Here is a 22,660-nt window from a genome sequence, read left to right as displayed (position 1 = left end):
TATTTCATCCACTCCCCCGCATGTGGCACGTCCATCTCTCTGCGCACTGGCGCCTGGGCCGCGAGCCCGATGAACTGCAAGACGCCGGTCCGCTGCTGGCGCTGCTGTCGGCCGTGCACGCCACGGGCAGCCTGGCGCAGGCGGCCCGCGAGCTGGGCCTGTCGTACCGCCACGCCTGGGGCCTGGTCGCCCAGACCGAAGCCCGCCTGCAACAGCCCCTGGTGCAACGCGGCCGGGGCCAGGGCTCAAGCCTCACCGCCGTGGGCCAGCGCCTGGTGTGGGCCGACCAGCGCGTGTCGGCCCGGCTGCAGCCGCTGCTGCAATCGCTGGCCAGCGAGGTGGAGGGCGAGCTGGACCGCACCCAGCGGCGCGACCGCGCGGTGCCACGCCTGCACGCCAGCCACGGCTTCGCGGTGGAGCGCCTGCGCGAGCACCTGGCCACGCGCCAAGTGCCGGTGGAGCTGCGCTACCGCAACAGCCTGGAGGCGGTGGCGGCGCTGGCCCAGGGCGACTGCGAGCTGGCCGGTTTTCATGTGCCGCTGGGCGAGTTCGAGACGGCCGCCGCGCAGCGCTTTCTGCCTTGGCTGCGCGAGGGCAGCCACCAGCTGGTGCAACTGGCGGTGCGCACGCAAGGCATCTTCGTGGCCACGGGCAACCCACTGGGCATCCGTGGCCTGCCCGACCTGCGCCGGCGCGGCCTGCGCTTTGTCAACCGACCCGAAGGCTCGGGCACCAGGGTGCTCACCGACCTGCTGCTGCAGCGCCACGGCATCGCGCCGCGCCAGGTGGCGGGCTACGACGACACCGAACTCACCCACGCGGCCGTGGCCGCCTACGTGGCCAGCGGCATGGCCGACGTGGGCATTGGTGTGCAGACGGCCGCGGCGCGGTTCGGGCTGGGTTTCATTCCCCTGCTGCGCGAGCGCTACTTCTTTGCCTTGCCGGCCGACCCGGCGCACCAGCGCATGCTCAAGCCCATCGTGTCGGTGCTGCAATCGGCCGCCTTGCGCTCGCAAGTGGCCTCGCTGCCGGGCTACGAGGCGGCCGACACCGGCCGCTTGCTGACGATCGGCGAGGCCTTCGGCGCCTGACGCCTAGGGGGGAAGCACCACGGGTGGCCCCCACATCCATTCTTCAAACAAGCATGAGCTTAAGGGCATGCGCGGCCCGAGCAGCCATGAAAAAGTGGCGCCTCACCCTTTTCCCCTTCACCACTTTGACAGGACTTGCCCGTGTACGGTTCGATTTCATTTGATCCAGCAACCTCACAGATAGCCATAACTCCGCCCTTCTACTCTCATCTCCAAACCCCAAAAACGCTGATCAACAGCCAAGCGAAAACAGCGATGCAAGACGCCGACAATGCCCTGCGGCGGATTGGCATGCATGAGACAGATAGCGGTGACCTCTTCAGCGACGTCATGAACCTAAACGTCGTCTTGCGGCCTGAAGACAAAGACTTTGCAATCAGCGCACTGGCTATCCATTACTGCCTGCCACAGAACGTGCAAGCCCAACGGGTTGCGCTGTTCTCCACCGCATGGGCCAGGTACTCGCCATCGTTCGCCGATCAGACCCAGTCCAGGACACAGCAACTTCTTGCGGAACTCGTGTCCAAGACCCTCCCGACGGAGCTGATCGAACCGTGGACCTGCATCAACTGCCAATGGCTATCGCTGCAATTCCAGCGACCCCTGCACGAGATCACGGGACTTCCAATGGTGTCCACGCTGGGCGCACTCCACCAACGCACAGACTTGGACAAGCTGCCTCAGCCTTGCCGAAAGGTGCTGGTCGATCTGGTGTTATCTCGACCCATTACCGAGCGGTATAGCGTGGCCCAGGTCCTGGCCGCGCTGTCAACCAGCAACCTTCAAAAGTACCTCGGCGCCCTCGTCGACACCAAACGACACCCATCTTGGAGTGGCTTGGGCGATTACGTGATGAAGGCCCACTTGCCCGACGCCTGGGCCAAAGCCTTGAGCGACGCTGGCCCGAACAACCTGGACAGCTTCGTCGCAGCGCTGGCTCTGTACTGCAACCGAGCGGTCGATGACTACATCGCCTTCGCCGACCGCCTGTGCAGAAGCACCATGGACGCGGCGAGGTCGGGCGTTGACATGGGCAATCGCTGGAACACCACCTGCCGCAACACCATTCTGTCCTTGCAGAACCAGATGCGACAGCAATCCACCAACTGGACCGCCGAGTTGCGCAAATCGGGGTACAGCGCCTACAGCCAGTCGCCAGACGAGCGCAAAGTCCAACAACGCGAGGCGCTGCAGGCCTGGGGAATAGACCAGCTCGTGCGCTGGATCGATGGTCCAGTGACCGCGCCACGCGCCAGGGCGGCCGCAAGGAAGGTCAAGCAGCCACCTGCACCCGAGTCGCGTCCAGCCGAGGACAAAGGCAAAGCCAGCGATACCACGGTCAATGCCAGCGACATGCCATATCTGCTGCCCACGGCCCTGCGCGACTGCGCGAAGTTTCTGCTGGGGGAGCTGAGCGACCTAAGCGCGCTGGCCCGCGAACTGAAACAAGAAAGCGTTATCGATTCCTCGCTGACCCAGACCGCCTCGGCGCTTGAGGCCGTCGCCTGCGCGGACCCGAGCGCACAGCGGGACTTAGAGAGCGACCAAAACCTGCTGTCAGGAGCGGACGAGGCTCTGACCAACTTGCGAACCCGCCTGATGGCAGCAAAAACCCAAGCCAAACTGGACGAGCGATTCGAGGCGGCGCTGGCCCAGGCACTGCGAAAAGAGGCGCTTGTGCTGGGCAAGCGGCAAGGCGGCGTTATCGAATGCGCCCTGCCAGTGGCGCAATGGGCCTCGGTTCACCAGCGCTACCACCAGCGCCTGCTGCCCCTGCGCAACACGGTGGACATGGTCGGCAGCAACTTGGTACTTGACCAAGACCATGCCCTGGCGCTGTACGTCACCGGCTCAAGTCAGAGCGGCTACGCTTTCGACATCTCGGTGCACCTGTGGACCAGGCACGCGGGCAAAACCTCGCAGCCTTCTCTCGAGAAGGGAGCCTACCCGCGCATGAACACCGATGACTGGTTCGACACCTACCAGCCCTGCTGCGTGCTGCACGTACGGCTCTGACCAAGTAAACCTCTGCTGGCGCTCGCGACGGGCATCGTGTCGGTGCGCCAGTTGACCGCGCTGCCATCCCAAGAGGTGCCGTTGCCTGGCGAAGAGGCATTCACCACCGTCCGAATGCTGAGGATCCATCAAGTCGCCCGATCTGAACCCGCCTCAAGCGCGGCCTCGGATCATCCATCGATTCATCAAACAAGCGTCAGGCCCCGGGCATGTCTGATGGCAGGGCGCGTAGGAGATTGGGCATGGGCTTCGCCCCCCTTCTTCACCTCCAAAGGCTCCACACATGTACGGTTCGATTCACTTTCGGGCAGACATCGCCCAGATGGTGTTCACACTCCCCTATCACTCTCACCTCTCGACATCCATGGAGGTGACCCGTCAGAACCTGGCGACGGCACAAGAGGACTGTCGCCTCGCCCTCGAATGGATGGGGGAAACAGGCTCGCGGGACGTCACCCTGTACCAGGACGTCTGCACGCTGAACACCTGCCTGCCCCCCGCCATCAAGGAATTCGCCATGCGCTCGCTGGCCATCCACCGGCGACTGCCACCAGATCAGCAAGTCCACCGGATACAGCGCTTTGCACAGGTCTGGGACAACTGTTCCTTGATCCCCACCCAGCGGCCCGAGTGGCGGCAACAAAAGGCCATCGCCATGGTGGTGGCCAAGACCTACCCGACCGAGTTGATCGAGGCTTGGACCCGGGTGGTTTGTCGCTGGCTAGCCCCCATGGCCGCCGACGACCTGCACGCCATCACCGGCCTGCCAGAAACGCCGGCTTTTGCCGCCATCCACCGACGCCGCGACCTGGGCAACCTGAGCCAAACGCAGCGGACCACCCTGGCCGACCTGCTGCTGACGCGGTCGTCCCTCGACCGGGAAGAAACGGTCCGACGCATGGACTCTCTGCCAACGAACACCTTGAGCCGCCAGTTGGACGCCATGGCCGCCACCCGCCAGCACCCCGCTTGGGCCCAGTTGGGCGACTACCTGATGAAGGTCCACTTGCCTGACGCCTGGGCCAAAGCCTTGAAAGCCTCTTCCCTCGATGACCAGGGCGCATTCGAGGACGCGCTGGCGCTGCACGTCGGGCAGGCGGTGGATGCCTTTCTCAGCCTGGTTGAGCGCACGCTGAGGGACACCTTGGACGCGGTGCGCACGGGCATTCGCCTGGGCGATCGCTGGGACACCGCCAGTCGCCAAGCCATGGAGGCCTGGGAGGAACACGCCAGACGCCAGACCAACACATGGACCGTTCAACTGCGCCGTTCACTGCGCGGCAGCCCGCCCGCGTCGCCAGCCGAGCACTCACCCGCCGATCGTGAAGCGCTGCAGTCGTGGGGCATCGACCAGCTGGTTCGCTGGATCGATGGCCCGGTGACCGCGCCTCGCTCCAGGACCGCCGTCACCAAGGTCCAGTTGCAATCGCCACCCGACCCCCTACCCAATGAGGACAACGCAGGCGCCAGGGACTCGCAAACCGACGCCCGCGACATGCCCCAGCTCCTGCCCATGGCCCTGAGCGACTCTGCGCGGTTCCTGCTGGGGGAATGGCAAGACCTGAGCGCGCTGGCGGACCACCTGGGCCAGCGCGCCTTGATTGACCCCTGGCTCAACAGCACGACCGCCGACCTGCGGGCGATTGCAATGCAGCGGGGGTACGCCAAACGCGATCTGGCGGCTGAGCACGAGCTGCTGACCCGGGTCGATCAGTCGCTGGCGCAGTTGCGCACCGGCTTGCAGTCGGTCAAGGCCAAGGCACAACTGAGTGAACGGTTCGGCACGGCACTGGCCCAAGCCCTGCGCATCGAGAGCCTGGTGTTGGGCAAACGCCAAGGCGGCGTCATCGCCTGCCCCCTGCCCGCCACGCACTGGGGCCTGGTGCACGAGCGCTACCACCAACGCCTGCTGCCCATGCGCCACACCGTGGCCATGGGCAACGGCACGCTGGCACTGGGCAACGACCAGGCGCTGGCCTTGTACGTCACCGGCTCCAGCCAGAGCGGCTATGCCTTCGACATCTCGGTGCACCTGTGGGCCCGGCGCACGGGCAAATCGTCACAGCCCTCCCGCGAACAGGGGGCCTACCCGCGCATGAACACCGACGATTGGTTCGACACCTACCAGCCCTGCTGCGTGCTGCACGTGCCGCTGGCCAGCTAAGGCGGCTCAGGCGCGCCGCACACCCGCCGGCAGCTCGGCGGCGCGTTCCCAGGCGCCGCTGGCAAACCAGGCGTCGCCCGCCAGCCAGGCGCTGAGCATGGGCAGGGCATCGAAACCCCAGAACACGTGCCCCTGCACCACCACCGTGGGCACCCCGAACAGGCCCAGGGCCAGGGCCTCATCGGCGTTGGCGCGCAGGCGTTGCTTCACCGTGTCGCTGTCGGGCTCCAACCAGGGCTTGCCGCGCTGGGCCATGTGGTCCATCAGGCGCTCGCGCAAGGCCTGCAGGCGCTCGGGGGCCACCGCGTCCTGGCCGCCGTGCCACACGTGGTGGAACAACTGCTCGGTCACCCAGCGGTTGGTCTCGCCCGGGGCGTCGTCGGTGGCGGTGGAGAGGCCCAGGCGCAAGAGCGGCAGCGGGTTGAAGGGATGGGCGGCCGGCAGCTCCAGGCGCACGCCATGGGTGTGCGCCAGCCACTGCACCTGGCGGTAGGTCCAGTCGCGCTTGCCCGCGATCTCGGCCGGCCCCAACTGTCCGTGCTGCTTGAGCATGGCGGCGAACAGCACCGGGCGGTAGTGCACCACCACGCTGTGCCCCTTCAGCGCCTGCGGCAAGGCCTCGAAGGCCAGGTGCGCGTATGGCGAGATCGGGTCGTAGAAGAACTGGATATCGGTCATGCGGCCTCAACACTCTCGGGGTCGATGCGGGCCCAGATGGCGCGCTTGGCCGCGTCGTCCATGCGCGACCATTCGCGAAGCTCGGTCAGCGAACGCTGGCAGCCCACGCAAGCGTGGCCAGCGTCGTCGAGTCGGCACACCGAAATGCAGGGCGAGGGCACGCTGGCCTGGGGCTGGCGGCGGCGGGCGTCGGCCCAACGGGGACGGGGATCGGCGGAAGTGGCGGAGGTCTGCGGCATGTCAGGTCAGGCTGGGGCTTGGGTCACGTCGGCCACCGGGGCGCCGGTGTAGCGCTGCAACTGGTCGGGCGTGAGGGGAAACACGGCGTGGGGGTGGCCGGCGGCGGCCCACACCACGTCAAAACGAAACAGGCGCTCGTCGATCAGCGTCACCGGCTCTTCGGCGTGCGCCAGCGGCGAGACGCCACCAATGGAGAAGCCGGTCTTGGCCTTCACGAAGTCGGCGTCGGCGCGGCCGAGCTTGCCGCCCTCGGCGCAGACGATGGCCTGCACCTTCTTCTCGTCCACGCGCAGGTCGCCCGAGGTCACCACCAGCACGGCGCGCTCGTCGCTCTTGCGGCGAAAGATGATGCTCTTGGCGATCTGGCCCAGCGCCACGCCCAGCGTGTCGGCCGCCTGCTGCGCGGTGCGCGCGGCGTCGCTGAGCATGGTGGGGGCGTGGGGGTGGCCCAGGGCCGACAGGCGCTCGGTCACGCGTTGCACGGCGGCGGTCGATGCGGGGGCAAGGTCACTCATGAAGCAGGCAGCAGAACAAAAGAAACGGGGTCAGGTGCCGCGCTTGACCAGCATGAGGCTGGCGCCCATGAGCATGAGCACACCGCCAAACACGCGGTTCTGGGCGCGGCGCGCGCGGGCCGTGGCCAGCCAGCGCTGCAGGCGCGAGGCCAGGAAGGCGTAGCCATGCATCACCACCAGGTCCACCGAAATGGTGGTCACCAGCAGCACCAGCAGTTGCAGCCACAGCGGTTGGGTCGGGTCAATGAACTGGGGCAGCACCGCCACCATGAACACAATGCCCTTGGGGTTGGTGACGTTGGTGAAGAAGCCCAGTGCCAGGCGCTCTCGCAGCGAGGGCACGCCGGCCTTGGCGGGCAGGGCCTCGCCGCCGGGGGCCGGCCCCTGCACCGGCGCGCGCCACTGCTTGATGCCCAGCCAGATCAGGTAGGCCGCGCCCACCACCTTCACCACGGTAAAGGCCGTGGCCGAGGCCACCAGCACCGCGCCCACGCCGGCGCCGGCCACCAGCAAGATCACCGCCAGGCCCAGTTGCAAACCCAGCACCGTGGCGCTGGCGGCGCGAACGCCGTAGGCCAGGCCATGCGTCATGGACAGCACCGCGCCCGAGCCGGGCGACAGGGCGATCGCCCACGACGCAAAAAAGTACGCCCACCACACCTGCCAGTCCATCGCCACACCTCACCCGCCGACAGCGGTCAAAGGGTGAATTCAACCACAGGCCCGCACACCCTGGCGGGTATCAGCCCGCCCGTTTGGCCAGCAGGGCGCGGCCCACGCGCGAGCCGCTGGGGCGGCCCAGTTGCTCGCTGATGTAGGCGCCCGCGTCCACCAGGCGGTTCAGGTCAATGCCGGTCTCGATGCCCAGGCCGTGCAGCAGGTACACCACGTCTTCGGTGGCCACGTTGCCGGTGGCGCCCTTGGCATAAGGGCAGCCCCCCAGGCCCGACACCGACGACTGGAAGTTCCACACCCCCAGCTCCAGCGCGGCGTAGGTGTTGGACAAGGCCTGGCCGTAGGTGTCGTGGAAATGGCCGCTCACGTGGTCAATGTCGTAGTGCTGGAGCGTGGCCTCGATGGCGGCCTGCACCCGGCGCGGCGTGCCCACGCCAATGGTGTCGGCCACGTCCACGCGCTGCACGCCAATGCCCTTCATCAGCCCGGCCAGGTAGGCCACGCGCTCGGGCGCGATGTCGCCCTCATACGGGCAGCCCACGGTGCAGCTCATGGCGCCGCGCACCGCGATGCCCGCGGCCAGGGCCGCCTGCACCACCGGGGCGAAGCGCTCGATGCTCTCGGCGATGGAGCAGTTGATGTTCTTCTGGCTGAAGGCCTCGCTGGCCGCGCCGAACACCACGATCTCGTCGGGCTTGTCCAGCACCGCGGCCTCGTAGCCCTTGAGGTTGGGCGTGAGCACCGAGTAGCGCACACCGGCCTGGCGCGCGATACCGGCCATGACCTCGTGGTTGTCGGCCATCTGCGGCACCCACTTGGGGCTCACGTAGCTGGTCACCTCAATCTCTTTCAGGCCAGCGTCTTGCAGGCGCTGCACCAGGCCGATCTTGACCTCGGCCGGCACCGGCTGTTTTTCGTTCTGCAGGCCGTCGCGCGGGCCCACGTCGATCAGTTGCACACGGGAAGGGATGTTGTTGGTAGCCATCGATTTGCCTTTAGCGGTTTTCTGCTAGGATTCAAAGCAACACGGCCCCCTTCAACGTAACTGCCATGGCAGCCAAGTTGCTTGGGGGTTTTTTATTGCTGCGCGTTGTGTTGTCATGCCCATGCGTCCTGCCAGCCGGCTGGCGCGCCCATGCCAGCCAGGTTCAGCCCAAGATGCCCGAGTTCCGGGAATGTCGCCAGATGGTCCTTCATGCGAGCCGGCCAGGACGACGTGGGATTGATAACCCCCAGCATCTGGCGGAGGATTCGCAGCAGCAAGAAGCACCTGGCGAGGGCGTGAGAATCTCCCGCAAAACCCGCCACCCAAGGCATCTCCGCCTCCGGAGGAAGCTTAGGCTGATCCACGATGTTGCGGTTCCAAAGCCGGCTGTGGTGGGCACACACATTGCGCAGATAGTTCAGGCTGCGCAGCCAGGTCGCAAACACCCGCCCATTTCGAACGCCATACTTCGCTGCGATCGCGTCCTGCTCTGCCTCGCGCATGCCTCCAAACAAGGTGGACAAGGTGCCAAAGTCCCACACCTCGCACGCCACCCACATCGCCAGAGGCAATCCGTATTTGGTGCGGTTGTGGGCAACGAACTCCTCTCGGGAACGCAGGATCAGCTGTGCGTGTTTCGCCAGCCATTCGTGGTGCCGGGTCAATCCACTGTCACGGTTCAGCTCCTGGCCGAACTTGTGGTGCAACAGATCAGCGCGCAAATACGCGAAGGGGTCCAATTGCCCAAGCGTGTGCGACACATCCACCCGCAACGCGATCTCCACTCGTTCCAGTGCGTCCATGGCCAGCAGGCGCAGTTCCTTGTCGAACACATACAGATCAACGGCGTTCTGAAACGTGGCGCCGGGCTTAAAGGTGTCAAGCGCTACCGTCTCCACCTTGCCCTGACGTCGGTCGTTTCGCGCATCCCAAACGCAGCATGGACCTGATCGCTCCCGAAAGGCAAACCAGTAGCCGCTGAGCCGGTAGTAGCCGATGCGGTGCAGGTAGTTCAGCGCCTTGACGGCATCATTGACAAGCATGCCCCTTGATCGCAGTTTGTCCAGTTGCTGCTCAAGACTGAGCCAAGGCTTTGGGTAACTCATGACATTCCCCTGAGCGAGGAGTGCGACCTGCGATTGCCCTGCTCGTGAACTTGAGATGAGGTGAGTTTGGCGACTGGCTCCCGCAACCTATCAACCACGATCCCCGCTGTGACTTCTATTGGAAACATTCGGCCATTGTGTCAATCAGTAGCCGCGTACCGGGTCCACCACGCCGGCCACCGGTTCACCGCGCTGCAGGGCGGCGATCTTGCCGGCGATCTGCGCGATGCTTTCATCGCGCAGGGTGCGGGCCGAGGTGTGCGGGGTGACGGTGAGGCGGGGATGGGTCCAGAAGGGGTGGTTGGCGGGCAGCGGCTCGGTGCGGAACACATCGAGCGTGGCGCCCGCCAGGTGGCCGCTGTCCAGCAGGGCCAGCAGGTCGTCGTCCACCAGGTGCGCGCCGCGCGCCACGTTGATCAGGTAGCCCCCGGGCAGCAGGCGGCCCAGGGTCTGGCGGTTGAGGATGTTCTCGGTCTGCGGCGTGAGCGGCAGCAGGTTCACCAGCACGCGGCACGAGGCCAGGAAACCGTCGAGCGCGGCCTCGCCCGCGTGGCACACCACGCCGGGCACCTCGCGCGGGCTGCGGCTCCAGCCATGCACGGGGAAGTCGAACACCCGCAGGGCCTGGGCCACGCGCGTGCCCAGCACGCCCAGGCCCATCACGCCCACGGGCCAGTCGGCGCGGCTGCGCGGCTTGCGGTACGACCAGCGGCCCTCGCGGGTGTCGGCCTCGTAGCCGTCGAACTCGCGAAAGTGGCGGATCACGGCGTGGCACACGTACTCGGCCATCTGCACCGACATGCCCGCGTCGTCCAGCCGCACCACGCGCAGGCCCGGGGGCAGGCGCAGCTTGAGCAGCGCGTCCACGCCAGCGCCGGTGTTGAACAAGGCTCGCAAGTCGGTCTGTTCGTCAATGAAGGCCTGCGGCGGGGCCCAGACCACGGCCCAGTCGGCGGGCGGGTCGCCCGGCTGCCAGGCGCTGACTTGCGCCCCGGGCAAGGCGGCCTGCAGGCCGGCCACCCAGGGCTCGGGTTTTTGTTGGGAAAGGCAAACGGTGATGCGCATGCCCAAACCTTAGCAGCCTGCCCCGCCGTGGCCTGACGCTCAGGCGGCGGCCAGCTTGAGCAGCTCGGCGCCCTCGGTCACCTGGTCGCCGGGCGCGTACAGCAGCTCGGCCACGGTGCCGTCGGCCGGCGCGGCGATGGTGTGCTCCATCTTCATGGCCTCCATCACCGCCAGGGCCTGGCCCTTCTTCACCGCGTCGCCCGCCTTCACGGCGAAGGACACCACCTTGCCCGGCATGGGCGCGGTCAGGCGCCCGCCCTCGGCAGCGGTTTCGCCGGCGTGGGCCAGCACGTCCACCTCCACGATCTGGGTGGCGCCGCGCGCGGTGAACACGTGCACCGTCTCGGCTACGGCCCAGGTCTGCACCAACTCGCGGCGGCCGGCGTACTGCAGGTCAAAGCGGCTGCCGTCGGCCACGGGCTCGATCAGCAGCGGGCCTTCGGTCTCGCCCACGGCCAGGGTGAGCGCGCCGGCGCGGCCGTAGCTCAGGCGGGCCTGCACGGCCTCGCCTCGGTACTCGAAATCAAAACGGCGCTGCGTGACGCCGTGCGAGCGGAAACCGTCGCGGCGCGAGAAGGGGTCGTTGCCCTGCAGCGCGCGCTCGGCCAGAAGGGTCTGGGCCACGGCGGCGGCCACCGCCGTGTCGCGGCCCACGCGGTCCTGGTCGAACAGCACCTCGGCCTCACGCGGGATGAGCGCGGTGTCCAGGTCGGCCTGCGCGAACGAGCGGCTGGCCACCACGTGGCGCAGGAACTGCACGTTGGTGGCCAGGCCCACGATGCGGGTCTCGGCCAGGGCGGCGTCCAGCTTGGCCAGCGCCTCTTCGCGGGTGGCGCCGTGCACGATGAGCTTGGCCACCATCGAGTCGTAGAAGGGGCTGATGGCGTCGCTCTCGCGCACGCCGTCGTCAAAGCGCACCGCGCCGCGCTCGAAGGCCACGTGGGTGGGCTTGCGGTAAACCTGCAGTGAGCCGGTGGCGGGCAGGAACTGCTTGTCGGGGTTTTCGGCGCAGATGCGGGCCTCGATGGCGTGGCCGCTGAAGTGCAGTTGCTCTTGCGTGAGCGGCAGCGGCTGGCCGGCGGCCACGCGCAGTTGCCACTCCACCAGATCGAGGCCGGTGATGGCCTCGGTCACCGGGTGCTCCACCTGCAGGCGGGTGTTCATCTCCATGAAGTAGAAGCGCATGCCGCCCTCGGGCGGCTGCTCCACGATGAACTCCACTGTGCCGGCGCCCACGTAGTTCACCGCCTTGGCGGCGGCCACGGCGGCCAGGCCCATCTGCTGGCGCATCTCGGGCGTCATGCCGGGGGCCGGGGCCTCTTCCAGCACCTTCTGGTGGCGGCGCTGCACCGAGCAGTCGCGCTCGAAGAGGTACACGCAATTGCCTTGCGTGTCACCGAACACCTGAATCTCGATGTGGCGCGGTCGCTGCACGTACTTTTCGATCAGCACCGCGTCGCTGCCAAAGCTGTTGCGCGCCTCGCGCTGGCAACTGGCCAGGGCATCGGCGAATTCCTCGGGCTTGTAGACCGCGCGCATGCCCTTGCCGCCGCCGCCCGCGCTGGCCTTGATGAGCACCGGGTAGCCGATGCGGTCGGCCTCGTGCTTGAGCATCACCGGGTCTTGGTCGCTGCCGTGGTAGCCGGGCACCAGGGGCACGCCGGCTTTCTCCATGAGCTGCTTCGACTCGGCCTTCAGGCCCATGGCCAGGATGGCCGAGGCCGGCGGGCCGATGAACACCAGGCCGGCCTCGGCGCAGGCGTTGGCGAAGGCCTCGTTTTCGCTGAGGAAGCCGTAGCCAGGGTGGATGGCCTGGGCGCCCGTGGCCTTGGCCGCCTCGATGATGCGTTCCCAGCGCAGGTAGCTGTCGCGCGGGGCGCTGCCGCCGATGTGCACCGACTCATCGCAGGCCGCGACGTGCTTGGCGCGGGCGTCGGCGTCTGAGTAGACCGCCACGGTCTTGATGCCCAGGCGGCGGGCAGTGGCGGCCACGCGGCAGGCAATCTCGCCGCGGTTGGCAATGAGGATCTTGGTGAACATGGCGGGGTCTCCGGTGGAATCGATGGGGATCAGTGGCAGGGGGTGGGGTCTGGTGCCTGTTCGTGGCCGAGGTCGGCTTCGCTGGCGCAGCGCATGCCCAGGCGGTCCAGCAGGGCGCGGTCTTTGGCGGCCTGCGGGTTGCTGGTGGTGAGCAGCTTGTCGCCATAGAACATGCTGTTGGCGCCGGCCATGAAGCACAGGGCCTGCAGCGACTCGGGCATCTCCTCGCGCCCGGCGGAGAGGCGCACCATGGCGCGCGGCATGCAGATGCGCGCCACGGCGATGGTGCGCACGAACTCGAACGGGTCCAGGGCCTCGGTGCCGGCCAGCGGCGTGCCTTCGACCTGCACCAGGTTGTTGATGGGCACGCTCTCGGGGTAGGGGCCCATGTTGGCCAGCTGCACGATGAGGCCAGCGCGCTGGCGGCGCGTCTCGCCCATGCCCACGATGCCGCCCGAGCACACCTTCAGGCCGGCGCTGCGCACGCGGTCGAGCGTGTCCAGGCGGTCTTGGTAGGTGCGGGTGGTGATGATCTGGCCGTAGAACTCGGGCGAGGTGTCGAGGTTGTGGTTGTAGTAATCGAGCCCGGCCTCTTGCAGTTGCTCGGCCTGGCCGTCGCCCAGCATGCCGGCGGTGAGGCAGGTCTCCAGGCCCATGGCCTTGACCTCGGCAATCATTTCGCCAATGGCCTGCAGATGGCGCTCTTTGGGGCTGCGCCAGGCCGCGCCCATGCAGAAGCGGGTGGCGCCGCTGGCCTTGGCGGCGCGCGCGGCTTCCAGCACCTCTTGCAGCGGCAGCAGCTTCTCGGCCTTCAGGCCGGTGTCGAAGTGGGCCGATTGCGGGCAGTACTTGCAGTCTTCTTCGCAGCCCCCGGTCTTGATGGACAGCAGGGTGGAGAGCTGCACGGCGTTGGGATCGAAGTGCTCGCGGTGCACCTGCTGGGCGCGGAACATCAGGTCATTGAAGGGCAACTCGAACAAGGCGGCCACGGCGTCCACCGTCCAGGGCGTGGCGTTGCGGCGCTGCGCGTCGAGGCTGGGCGTGAGCGACTGGATCTGGTTGGGGCTTGGCTTCATGGTCATGGGAATGCAGTGAGATCGGCGGTTTCCGTCGGCGCCAGCGCGGGCTGGGCGTCGCGCAGCAGCTGCAGCAACTCCGCCGACGAGAGAGAAAAATGCCGGGCGGCAGAGGCCGCGCAGGCATCGCGCAAACGGGGCAGATAGCCCCAGCAGGGAGCGCGCAAGCCCACCTGCAGGGCGCAGAGGTTATCCGCTGCGTGTGGCATGTCGGGGTCGACGGTGTTGGCCACCCAACCCGCCAGTCGCAGGCCACGCGCGCGGATGGCCTCAGCGGTGAGCAGCGCGTGGTTGAGGCAGCCCAGGCGCAGGCCCACCACCAGCAGCACCGGCAAGCCCAGGCCCTGGGCCAGATCGGCCGTGTCCCAGCCGGCGCCCAACGGCACGCGAAAGCCGCCCACGCCCTCGACCAGGGCCCAGTCGCCCATGGCGGCGCTGCGGGCGATGGCCGCCAGCAGCGGTTCGCGCGCGATGGTGCGGCCTTCCAGACGCGCGGCAATGTGCGGTGCGCAGGGCTCTCGGAACTGCATCGGCCCCACCTGCTCGGGGCGCATGCCCAGCGATTGCGCGGCGTGCAGCAGGGCCACGTCTTCGTTGAGCCAGCGGCCAGTGGCGTCGTCGAACACCTGGCCGGCCGCCACCGATTTGATGGGCGCCACCCGGGCGCCGGCTTGCTGCAAGGCCACGGTGAGCGCGGCGGTGACCAGGGTCTTGCCGATCTCGGTGTCGGTACCGGTGACAAACAGGCCCTTCATGCCGCCAGCTCCTGACACCGGCCCGAGACGCCCAGCGTCTGGGCCGCGAGGGCCAAGGCGGCCACCAGGCGGCTCACATCGGCCGCGCTGTGCGTGGCGCACAGGGTGACGCGCAGGCGGGCGCTGCCCTCGGGCACGGTGGGTGGGCGAATGCCGGGCACCCGCAGGCCCTGCGCCTCCAGCGCGGCCGACAGGCGCATGGCCGCGGCGTTGTCGCCCAGCACCAGGGCCTGCACCGGGGTGGGCGATTCGAGCAGGCGCCAGGGCAGCTCGGGGTGCTGCGCCAGCACGGCCCGCACGCCCTCGCGCCACTGGGCGATGCGCTCACGCAGGGCCGCGCGCCGCTGCACGCCTTCGCTGCCGGCGATCAGGCGCAGACCGGCCAGCACCGCGTGCTCCAGCGCGGGCGGCGAAGCGGTGGAAAAGATGTAGTTGCGCGCGGTCTGCAGCAGGTACTCCAGCACCGGCCCATGCGCCACCACGAAGGCACCGGCCACGCCCGCGGCCTTGCCCAGGGTGCCCACCAGCACCAGGCGCTCGCTGCGCAGGCCGGCGGCCTCGATGGCGCCCAGGCCGCGCTGGCCCAGCACGCCCAGGCCATGGGCCTCGTCCACCAGCAGCAAGGCGTCGTGCCGCTCGGCCAGGGCCAGCAGTTCGGCCAGGGGGGCCACGTCACCGTCCATGCTGAAGACGCTGTCGGTGACGATGAGCTTGCGCCGCGCCGCGCTGGCGGCCAGCAGCGCGTCCAGGGCGGCGGTGTCGGCGTGCGGGTAGAGCTGCACACGGGCGCGGGCCAGGCGCGCGCCGTCGATGAGCGAGGCGTGGTTGAGGCGGTCGCAAAACAGTTCGGCCTCGGCGTCGCCCAAGGCGGTGACCACGCCCAGGTTGGCCATGTAGCCGGTGCAGAAACCCAGCGCCCGCGCCTGCGGAATGTGGGGGGCGTAGGCATCGCCCAGCCACTGCGCCACCGCCTCGTGCGCGGCGGTGTGGCCGCTGACCAGGGGCGAAGCGCCCGAGCCACCACCCCACTGGCGGGCGCCCTCGACCAGGGCGTGGGCGATGGTCGGGTGCGCCGCCAGGCCCAGGTAGTCGTTGCTGCAGAACATGAGCAGCTCGCGCTCGCGCCCGTCGGCGCCGAGCACGCGCTGGTGCGGCGCGGTGCCGCTGGTGGCCACGCGCAGGCGGCGAGTGAGCTGGGCCGCCTCTCGACGGGCCAATTCGGAGTTCAGGTGTTCAAACCACATCGTCTAAGGTGTCCTTGACCGACGCGGCCAGCCACAGGGCAATGGTCGGGTCGATCACATAAGGCGGCATCAGATAGACGCTGCGGCCGATCGGTCGGATCAGCAGCTCACGCGCGCGGCCCGCGAGGTGAAAGCGCTCGGCGAACCCGGGCATGGCGGCGGGCACGTCGAAGGCGAGGATGGTGCCGCGCTGGCGCAGGTGCGCCACGCGGCCGTCTTGCGCCAGGGGCGCGAAGGCATCGGCCAGCCACTGGGCCTGTGCGGCGTTGGCGTCGAGCTGGCCAGCATCGAAGCGGTCGAGCACGGCGTTGGCGGCGGCACAGGCCAGGGCGTTGCCGGTGTACGAGTGCGAGTGCAGAAAGCCCCGGGCCGTGTCGTCGGACCAGAAGGCCTGGAACACCGCGTCGGTGGTGAGCACCAGCGACAGCGGCAGCGTGCCACCGGTGATGCCCTTGGACAGCAGCAGAAAGTCGGGCCAGTCGGCGGCGCCGGCCGGCTCGGTGTGTTCCCAGGCGAAGAAGCGCCCGGTGCGACCGCAGCCCACGGCGATTTCGTCAGCGATCAGGTGCACGCCGAACTCGCGGCACAGGGCGCGCACCGCGCGCAGGTAGGCCGGCGAGTGCATCACCATGCCGGCCGCGCCCTGCACCAGCGGCTCAACAATGAGCGCGGCGATCTCACCGTGGCGCTGCGCCAGCAGCTCGCGCAGGGCCTCGATGGCCTGCGCCTCGTTGCCCAGGCGGCTGTCGGGCGACTCCACCGTGTGCGATCGCATGAGCAGCGGGTCGTACGCGTCGCGGAACACGGCCACGTCGGTCACGGCCAGCGCCCCGATGGTTTCGCCGTGGTAGCCGTGGCGCAGGCAGGCGAAGTGGCGCTTGGCCTCCTGGCCCAGGTTGCGCCAACTGTGAAAGCTCTGTTTGAGCGCGATCTCCACCGCACTGGCGCCATCGCTGCCAAAAGACACGTGGCCCAGCGCGCCGCCGGTGCGCGCGCCCAGGCGCTCGGCCAGGCGCACGGCCGGCTCGTGGGTGCAGCCGGCCAGCATCACGTGCGGCAGGGTGCGGGCCTGGGTGGCGATGGCCTCGGCCAGGCCTTCGTCGGCGTGGCCGAACAGGTTCACCCACCAGGAGCTGATGGCGTCGAAGTAACGGCGCCCGGCGTGGTCATAGAGCCAAGGCCCCTCTCCGCGCGCGATGGACAGCGGCGGCTGTTGCGCCGCCCGCGCCATTTGCGTGCACGGGTGCCAGACGGCCGCGAGGCTGCGGCGCGACCAGTCGGCCGTGTCCAGTGGGGCGCGCGCGTTCATGCGGGGCTCAGCCTTGCACCCAGGACGGCTTGCGCTTGTTCAGGAAGGCCTGCACGCCCTCGCGCCCCTCAGGGCTGACGCGAATGTCGGCAATGCCGCGCACGGTGTCGTTCACCAGCGAATCGCTGATCTCGCGCTCGGCCACGTCTTGCACCAGGCGCTTGCAGGCGCGCACAGCCGCCGGGCTGGCGTTCACCAGGGCGCGCACGATGTCGTCCACCTTGGCGTCGAGGGCGTCGGCGCCCACCACCTCATGCACGAAGCCAATGCGGTGCGCCTCGGCGGCGCTGAACACCTCGGCGGTGAGGCTGTAGCGGTGCGCCGCGCGCGGGCCCATGGCGCGAATCACGTAGGGGCTGATGGTGGCCGGGATCAGGCCGATCTTGACCTCGCTCAGGCAGTAGGTGGCGCTGTCCACGCTCACCGCGATGTCGCAGGCCGCCACCAGGCCCATGCCACCCGCGAAGGCGTGGCCTTGCACGCGGGCCACGGTGGGGTGCGGGCATTCGTAAATGGCGCGCAGCATGTCGGCCAGCGCGGCGGCGTCGGCCAGGTTTTCTTCGCGCGTGTAGTCGGCCATGCGGCGCATCCAGTTCAGGTCGGCGCCTGCGCAGAAGGCCGGGCCCTCGGCGGCCAGCACCACGGCGCGCACGTCATCGCGCTCGCCCACGGCGCTGAAGGCCTCGGTGAGCTGGGCGATGACCTCATCGTTGAAGGCGTTGCGCACCTCGGGGCGGGTGAGCGTGATGCGGGCGACGCGGTCTTGAACCGACACGGTCAGCGATGGGCTCGGGGTGGTGGTCATGCCTTGGACTCCTCTTGCAACAGGTACACCAGGTCCAGCTCAGGGCAGGGCTGGCCGAGCGCGGTGAGCGCGGCCGTGACCTGGCCGCGGTGGTGCGTGCCGTGGTTGAACACGTGGGCCAGCGTGGCGGCGATGGGCAGTTGCACCGCCTGGCCGCGCATGTTGGTGTAGGTGAGATGGCCGTCGAAGCGCTCGGCGGGCCACGACGCGATCAGCGGCAGCCAGTTGGCCGCACCGCCCTTGAGCGCCTGGCCCAGGCGGTCGCGGTCGGGCTCGACCTCGGCGTCGAGCGCCACCTTGGGCGACACGCCCTTGGCAAAGCGCGGGTACCACAGCATGTGCTCGCCCACCAGCAGGTGGTTGAGCGTGCCGTGAATGCTCTTGAAGAACAGGCCGCCGTCTCGGCGGTAGTCGGCCTCGGGCAGCGCGGCCACCGCGTCGATCAGGCGGCGCGTGGCCCACACGTTGTAGCGGGCCAGTTGAGCAAAGTGCGCGTGCGGGCTCATGGCGTCACATGCGGAAGACGCCGAACTTCGTCTCGGGAATCGGCGCGTTCAGCGCGGCGCTCAGGCCCAGGGCCAGCACGCGGCGGGTGTCGGCCGGGTCGATGATGCCGTCGTCCCACAGACGCGCGGTGGCGAAATAGGGGTGGCCCTGCTCCTCGTACTGGCGCTTGATCGGCGCCTTGAAGGCCTCTTCTTCCTCGGCGCTCCACTGGCCGCCCTTGGCCTCGATGCCGTCGCGCTTGACGGTGGCCAGCACGCTGGCGGCCTGCTCACCGCCCATCACGCTGATGCGGGCGTTGGGCCACATCCACAGGAAGCGCGGGCTGTAGGCGCGACCGCACATGCCGTAGTTGCCCGCACCGAAGCTGCCACCAATGATCACGGTGAACTTCGGCACGGCGGCGGTGGCCACGGCCGTGACCATCTTGGCGCCGTTGCGCGCGATGCCTTCGTTTTCGTACTTGCGGCCCACCATGAAGCCGGTGATGTTCTGCAGGAACACCAGCGGGGTCTTGCGCTGGCAACACAGCTCGATGAAGTGCGCGCCCTTGAGCGCCGACTCGCTGAACAGAATGCCGTTGTTGGCGATGATGCCCACCGGCATGCCCTCGATGCGGGCGAAGCCGCAGACCAGCGTGGTGCCGTAGCGGGCCTTGAACTCGTCGAACTCGCTGCCGTCCACGATGCGGGCGATGATTTCGCGCACGTCAAAGGGCTTGCGCGTGTCGGTGGGGATCACGCCGTACAGCTCTTCGGCCGGGTAGAGCGGCTCCACCGGGTCGATCAGCGCAATGGGCGGCTGCTTGCGAGCATTGAGGTTCTTCACCGCCTGACGCGCCAGCGCAATGGCGTGCAGGTCGTTCTGCGCCAGGTGGTCGGCCACGCCCGAGAGGCGCGTGTGCACGTCGCCACCGCCCAGGTCTTCGGCCGTGACCACCTCGCCCGTGGCGGCCTTCACCAGCGGCGGGCCACCCAGGAAGATGGTGCCCTGGTTCTTCACGATGATGGTCTCGTCGCTCATGGCCGGCACGTAGGCGCCACCGGCCGTGCACGAGCCCATGACCACCGCGATCTGCGCAATGCCCTGCGCGCTCATGTTGGCCTGGTTGAAGAAGATGCGGCCGAAGTGGTCGCGGTCGGGGAACACCTCGTCCTGGTTGGGCAGGTTGGCGCCGCCCGAGTCCACCAGGTAAATGCAGGGCAGGTGGTTCTGCTGCGCCACCTCTTGTGCGCGCAGGTGCTTCTTCACCGTGAGCGGGTAGTAGGTGCCGCCCTTCACCGTGGCGTCGTTGCACACGATCATGCAGTCCACCCCGCTCACGCGGCCGATGCCGGCGATCACGCCCGCACACGGCGCGTCGCCGTTGTACAGGCCGTGCGCGGCCAGCGGCGCCAACTCCAGAAAGGGCGTGCCCGGGTCCAGCAGCATCTGCACGCGGTCGCGCGGCAGCAGCTTGCCGCGCGCGGTGTGCTTGGCGCGCGCCGCCTCGCCACCGCCTTGCGCGGCCTGGGCGATCTGCGCCTGCAAATCGGCCACCAGGGCGCGCATGGCCTCGGCATTGGCCTGGAAATCGGCGGAACGGGAATTGAGTTGGGTCTCCAGCGTGGGCATGGGGGTATCCGGTGGTTGCAGGGCGATGGCGCAGCATAGACAGGAAGGGGACGCAGCGGACGCCTTGTGGGTTGCAAATCGCGCCACTGGCCGGCACACTCGCCCCATGCCCCAGCCCACCCGTCCGTTCATCCCGGTGGCGGCCGACGCCCTCACCCAGGGCGTGGCCGCCACTCCCATGGCATTCGTGCAGGCCATCCTGCAGGCCTATGCGCTGCGCGACCTGAGCGCGGCTTCGGCGCTGGAGCTGGCACAAATCGCGCCAGATGACGTGCACCGGCCGTCGGCCCGCATCACGGCCGCGCAAATGGAAGCCCTGTCGGGGGCGGCCATGCGCGAACTCGACGACGAGGCCCTGGGCTGGTTCGAGCGCCCCCTGCCCTGGGGCAGCCACGGCATGCTGGCCCGCGCCTCGCTCTCAGCCCCCACCCTGGGCGTGGCCCTGAAGCGCTGGTGCCGCCACCACGGCCTGCTCACCACCCGCGTGCGCCTGGGCCTGAGCGAGCACGAGGGCGAGGCCACCCTCGCCATCGACGACCTGGGCATCACGCCCGGGCTGCAAGAGTTCTGCATCGTCTCGGTGATGCGCAACATCCACGGCCTGGCGAGCTGGTTCATCGACTCGCGCATTCCCGTGCTGGGCGTGACTTTTCCTTTTGCGCAACCCGATCACGCGGAGGCCTATGGCGTGCTGTTCGATGGCCCGGCGGTGTTTGGCGCCGAGCGCGCCACCCTGCGCTTTGACGCCCGCTACCTGGCCCTGCCCGTTCAGCGCGACGAAGCCGCCATGGTGCAAATGCTGCAGCGCGCCCTGCCCTTGCAGGTGCGCCCCTACCGGCGCGACCGCCTGCTGGTGCAGCGCGTGCGCCAGGTGCTGGCCAACCAGCCCCTGGCCGCCCACAACGCCGACGACCTGGCCGCCGTGCTCCACACCTCAGCCCGCACCCTGCACCGCCAGCTGCGCGACGAAGGCGCCTCGCTGCAAGCCCTGAAAGACGAGGTGCGGCGCCAGCGCGCCATCGAACTGCTGCAGCGCACGCAACGCCCCATCAAGCAGGTGGCGCAGGCGGTAGGCTTTGTGAACGAGAAGAGCTTCATCCGGGCCTTCAAGGCCTGGACGGGGCGCTCACCGGGGGAATGGCGCAGCCATTGAAGCCCGCAGTTCGTCCATGTGGTGAAACACCCGCGGCAGGCCCAGCCCCTGGAAGGCGCGGCCATGCCCTTGCGGGCAGTAGCCCCACACCGTGGCGCCAGCGGCCAGCCCGGCCATGGCGCCGGTGCCCGTGTCTTCGATCACCAGGCAGCGCGCCGGGTCCACGCCCAGGTGCGCGGCGGCGGCCAGGTACACGTCAGGGTGGGGCTTGGAGCGCGGCAGGTCGTGGCCGCTGAAGATGGCCTGGCCAAAGTAAGGGGCCATGCCCGCCATTTCGATCTGCATCACCACCTTGGCCTTGTCGGCGCCTGAGGCACAGGCGATGCGCCCGCTGGTGTGGCCGTGCGCGGCCACCACAGCCTGCAAGGCACCCTCCACCGCGCGCAGCTCGGCGCGCAGGCGCTGGTCGCGCCGGGCGTAGAACGCGCGCATCCAGTCTTCGGTGAGCGGGCGGCCGGTCTCGACCTCAATGCGGGCGCGTTCGTCGCGCACCGCCTTGCCAATGAAGATGCGCTCGCACTCGGCCTGGCTCAGCGGCCAGCCGGCTTCGTTGAGCATCTCGCGCAACACCCCGTTGGTGATGGGCTCGCTGTCCACCAGCACGCCATCGCAATCGAACAACACCGCCTCAAACATCTCGCTCTCTCAACTTCCGCGTTCAATTCAGGATGTCGCCATCCGCGTAAAACCACTGGCCGCCCTCGCGCACGAAGCGGCTGCGCTCGTGCAGGCGCACACCGCGCCCGCCCACGCGCGAGCGGGCCACGAACTCCACCTCGGCGTGTGCGTCGTCCTGCGCCACGTGCCGCCGCACCTCAAGCCCCAGCCAGCGCTGACCGGGCTCCAGGTCAAGATCGGCCGGGCGGGTGCTGGCGTGCCAGGTGGCCCGCAGGTGCGCCACGTCGCCGCGCACAAAGGCGCTGTAGCGCGAGCGCATGAGCGACTCGGCATCGGGCGCCGGCACGCCCGTGCCCAGGTAGCGGCCACAGCAGGCATCGAAGGCGAGCGGCCGGCCGCGCGCGTCCTGGCGGCCACAGGGACAGGCCTCGCTCATCCCGCCTTCTTCGCCTTGCGCTGCTCCAGCGTCTCGGTGGGGCCGCCCTGCTTCACCCACTCACCGAAACCGCCGTCGATGTGGGCCACGTTGTCCATGCCCATGTCCTTCAGGGCCTTGGTGGCCAGCGCGCTGCGCCAGCCCGCGCCACAGAACAACACGAATTCCTTGCCCTCGTCGCCAAAGGCCGGCTTGAAATACGGCGAGGCCGGGTCCACCCAGAACTCCAACATGCCACGCGGCGCGTGCAAAGCCCCCGGCGCCGTGCCCTCCCGCTCCAACTCGCGCACATCGCGAATGTCCACCAACTGCAGCCGCGCATCCCCCGCCGCCAGCCGCTGCTTCACCTGCTCAACGGAATACGTCGTGATCTGCGCCGTGGCCTCGTCCACCAGCGCCCGGAACCCCTTGGTGATCGGCATGGTTTGTCTCCTGAAGTGAAAAGGGATTATCGAATGGCAACCTGGGGCGAAGTCGGCCCGAACCGCTCACACGGCCAGCCGGCGCGAAGTGCCTCCATCCAGGATGCCGCGGGTCCGGCTCCGCCGGCCCGCAAGGCATCGCCCCCTTG

Annotated in this window: 22 protein-coding genes; 4 read left to right on the top strand and 18 right to left on the bottom strand. The window is 68.6% G+C overall.

What is annotated here, in order from left to right; translation table 11 throughout:
- The first annotated feature begins 20 nt into the window (after window positions 1-20).
- The 3 genes from ACE3RQ_RS13165 (at window position 21) to ACE3RQ_RS13155 (ending at window position 5,271) form a co-directional block, all read left to right on the top strand.
- Window positions 21-1,091, top strand: a complete 1,071-nt coding sequence (locus ACE3RQ_RS13165; protein WP_374522481.1) for a substrate-binding domain-containing protein — start codon at window positions 21-23, stop codon at window positions 1,089-1,091.
- A gap of 141 nt (window positions 1,092-1,232) precedes the next feature.
- Window positions 1,233-3,107 (top strand): hypothetical protein, encoded by a 1,875-nt coding sequence (locus ACE3RQ_RS13160; protein WP_374522480.1) that lies wholly within the window; start codon window positions 1,233-1,235, stop codon window positions 3,105-3,107.
- Between the two features lie 364 nt (window positions 3,108-3,471).
- Window positions 3,472-5,271: a hypothetical protein gene (locus ACE3RQ_RS13155; RefSeq protein WP_374522479.1), complete on the top strand. Its 1,800-nt coding sequence runs from the start codon at window positions 3,472-3,474 to the stop codon at window positions 5,269-5,271.
- A 6-nt stretch (window positions 5,272-5,277) separates the two neighbouring features.
- On the opposite strand, the gene ACE3RQ_RS13150 is transcribed toward ACE3RQ_RS13155, so the two are convergent.
- The 15 genes from ACE3RQ_RS13150 to ACE3RQ_RS13080 all read right to left on the bottom strand — a co-directional run bounded on the left by ACE3RQ_RS13150 (window position 5,278) and on the right by ACE3RQ_RS13080 (window position 19,882).
- Window positions 5,278-5,949, bottom strand: a complete 672-nt coding sequence (locus ACE3RQ_RS13150) for a 2-hydroxychromene-2-carboxylate isomerase (protein WP_374522478.1) — start codon at window positions 5,947-5,949, stop codon at window positions 5,278-5,280.
- Window positions 5,946-6,188, bottom strand: coding sequence for a DUF1289 domain-containing protein (locus ACE3RQ_RS13145; RefSeq protein WP_374522477.1), 243 nt, complete (start codon window positions 6,186-6,188; stop codon window positions 5,946-5,948). The genes ACE3RQ_RS13150 and ACE3RQ_RS13145 overlap by 4 nt, the downstream gene beginning before the upstream one ends.
- 6 nt (window positions 6,189-6,194) lie before the next feature.
- Window positions 6,195-6,704, bottom strand: a complete 510-nt coding sequence (locus ACE3RQ_RS13140; protein ID WP_374522476.1) for a YbaK/EbsC family protein — start codon at window positions 6,702-6,704, stop codon at window positions 6,195-6,197.
- A gap of 30 nt (window positions 6,705-6,734) precedes the next feature.
- Window positions 6,735-7,376 (bottom strand): LysE family transporter, encoded by a 642-nt coding sequence (locus tag ACE3RQ_RS13135; protein WP_374522475.1) that lies wholly within the window; start codon window positions 7,374-7,376, stop codon window positions 6,735-6,737.
- A gap of 70 nt (window positions 7,377-7,446) precedes the next feature.
- Window positions 7,447-8,364, bottom strand: a complete 918-nt coding sequence (locus ACE3RQ_RS13130) for a hydroxymethylglutaryl-CoA lyase (protein ID WP_374522474.1) — start codon at window positions 8,362-8,364, stop codon at window positions 7,447-7,449.
- A gap of 113 nt (window positions 8,365-8,477) precedes the next feature.
- Entirely contained in the window at window positions 8,478-9,470 is a 993-nt protein-coding gene (locus ACE3RQ_RS13125; protein WP_374522473.1) for an Abi family protein, read from the bottom strand.
- Window positions 9,471-9,614: 144 nt separating this feature from the next.
- Window positions 9,615-10,535, bottom strand: coding sequence for a 2-hydroxyacid dehydrogenase (locus ACE3RQ_RS13120; protein WP_374522472.1), 921 nt, complete (start codon window positions 10,533-10,535; stop codon window positions 9,615-9,617).
- 39 nt (window positions 10,536-10,574) lie between these two features.
- Complete coding sequence (locus tag ACE3RQ_RS13115) at window positions 10,575-12,575, bottom strand: acetyl-CoA carboxylase biotin carboxylase subunit (protein WP_374522471.1); 2,001 nt, start codon at window positions 12,573-12,575, stop codon at window positions 10,575-10,577.
- Window positions 12,576-12,604: 29 nt separating this feature from the next.
- Window positions 12,605-13,651, bottom strand: a complete 1,047-nt coding sequence (gene bioB, locus ACE3RQ_RS13110; RefSeq protein WP_374522579.1) for a biotin synthase BioB — start codon at window positions 13,649-13,651, stop codon at window positions 12,605-12,607.
- A 2-nt stretch (window positions 13,652-13,653) separates the two neighbouring features.
- Entirely contained in the window at window positions 13,654-14,406 is a 753-nt protein-coding gene (gene bioD, locus ACE3RQ_RS13105) for a dethiobiotin synthase (RefSeq protein ID WP_374522470.1), read from the bottom strand.
- The gene (locus ACE3RQ_RS13100; protein WP_374522469.1) at window positions 14,403-15,650 is read right to left on the bottom strand and encodes an 8-amino-7-oxononanoate synthase; all 1,248 of its coding nucleotides are present in this window, start codon (window positions 15,648-15,650) and stop codon (window positions 14,403-14,405) included. The genes bioD and ACE3RQ_RS13100 overlap by 4 nt, the downstream gene beginning before the upstream one ends.
- On the bottom strand, window positions 15,640-16,959 hold the full coding sequence (bioA, locus tag ACE3RQ_RS13095) for an adenosylmethionine--8-amino-7-oxononanoate transaminase (protein WP_374522468.1): 1,320 nt from the start codon (window positions 16,957-16,959) through the stop codon (window positions 15,640-15,642). Before bioA ends, ACE3RQ_RS13100 begins: the two co-directional genes overlap by 11 nt.
- Window positions 16,960-16,966: 7 nt before the next feature.
- Window positions 16,967-17,764 carry an enoyl-CoA hydratase/isomerase family protein gene (locus ACE3RQ_RS13090; RefSeq protein WP_374522467.1) on the bottom strand — a complete coding sequence of 266 codons (798 nt, stop codon included), beginning with the start codon at window positions 17,762-17,764 and terminating at the stop codon, window positions 16,967-16,969.
- A complete protein-coding gene (locus tag ACE3RQ_RS13085; RefSeq protein WP_374522466.1) occupies window positions 17,761-18,270 on the bottom strand; it encodes a DinB family protein in 510 nt (169 codons plus the stop codon). The genes ACE3RQ_RS13090 and ACE3RQ_RS13085 overlap by 4 nt, the downstream gene beginning before the upstream one ends.
- A 4-nt stretch (window positions 18,271-18,274) precedes the next feature.
- Window positions 18,275-19,882 carry a carboxyl transferase domain-containing protein gene (locus ACE3RQ_RS13080; RefSeq protein WP_374522464.1) on the bottom strand — a complete coding sequence of 536 codons (1,608 nt, stop codon included), beginning with the start codon at window positions 19,880-19,882 and terminating at the stop codon, window positions 18,275-18,277.
- Between the two features lie 106 nt (window positions 19,883-19,988).
- Here ACE3RQ_RS13080 and ACE3RQ_RS13075 point away from each other — a divergent pair, with 106 nt between their 5' ends.
- On the top strand, window positions 19,989-21,035 hold the full coding sequence (locus tag ACE3RQ_RS13075; RefSeq protein ID WP_374522463.1) for an AraC family transcriptional regulator: 1,047 nt from the start codon (window positions 19,989-19,991) through the stop codon (window positions 21,033-21,035).
- Here the strand turns inward: ACE3RQ_RS13075 and ACE3RQ_RS13070 are convergent.
- Genes ACE3RQ_RS13070 through ACE3RQ_RS13060 form a run of 3 tightly spaced genes read right to left on the bottom strand, consistent with a single transcriptional unit; the run spans window position 21,009 to window position 22,511 of the window.
- Complete coding sequence (locus ACE3RQ_RS13070) at window positions 21,009-21,671, bottom strand: HAD family hydrolase (protein WP_374522462.1); 663 nt, start codon at window positions 21,669-21,671, stop codon at window positions 21,009-21,011. The genes ACE3RQ_RS13075 and ACE3RQ_RS13070 overlap by 27 nt on opposite strands.
- Window positions 21,672-21,693: 22 nt before the next feature.
- Window positions 21,694-22,089, bottom strand: a complete 396-nt coding sequence (locus ACE3RQ_RS13065; RefSeq protein WP_374522461.1) for a YchJ family protein — start codon at window positions 22,087-22,089, stop codon at window positions 21,694-21,696.
- Window positions 22,086-22,511, bottom strand: a complete 426-nt coding sequence (locus ACE3RQ_RS13060) for a rhodanese-like domain-containing protein (RefSeq protein WP_374522460.1) — start codon at window positions 22,509-22,511, stop codon at window positions 22,086-22,088. The genes ACE3RQ_RS13065 and ACE3RQ_RS13060 overlap by 4 nt, the downstream gene beginning before the upstream one ends.
- Window positions 22,512-22,660 lie beyond the last annotated feature (149 nt).

It is taken from the genome of Hydrogenophaga sp. (genome assembly GCF_041913525.1).
Lineage (GTDB): Bacteria > Pseudomonadota > Gammaproteobacteria > Burkholderiales > Burkholderiaceae_C > Hydrogenophaga.
The sequence above is the reverse complement of the archived record's forward strand: the minus strand, read 5'-3'. Positions and strand labels throughout refer to the sequence as shown.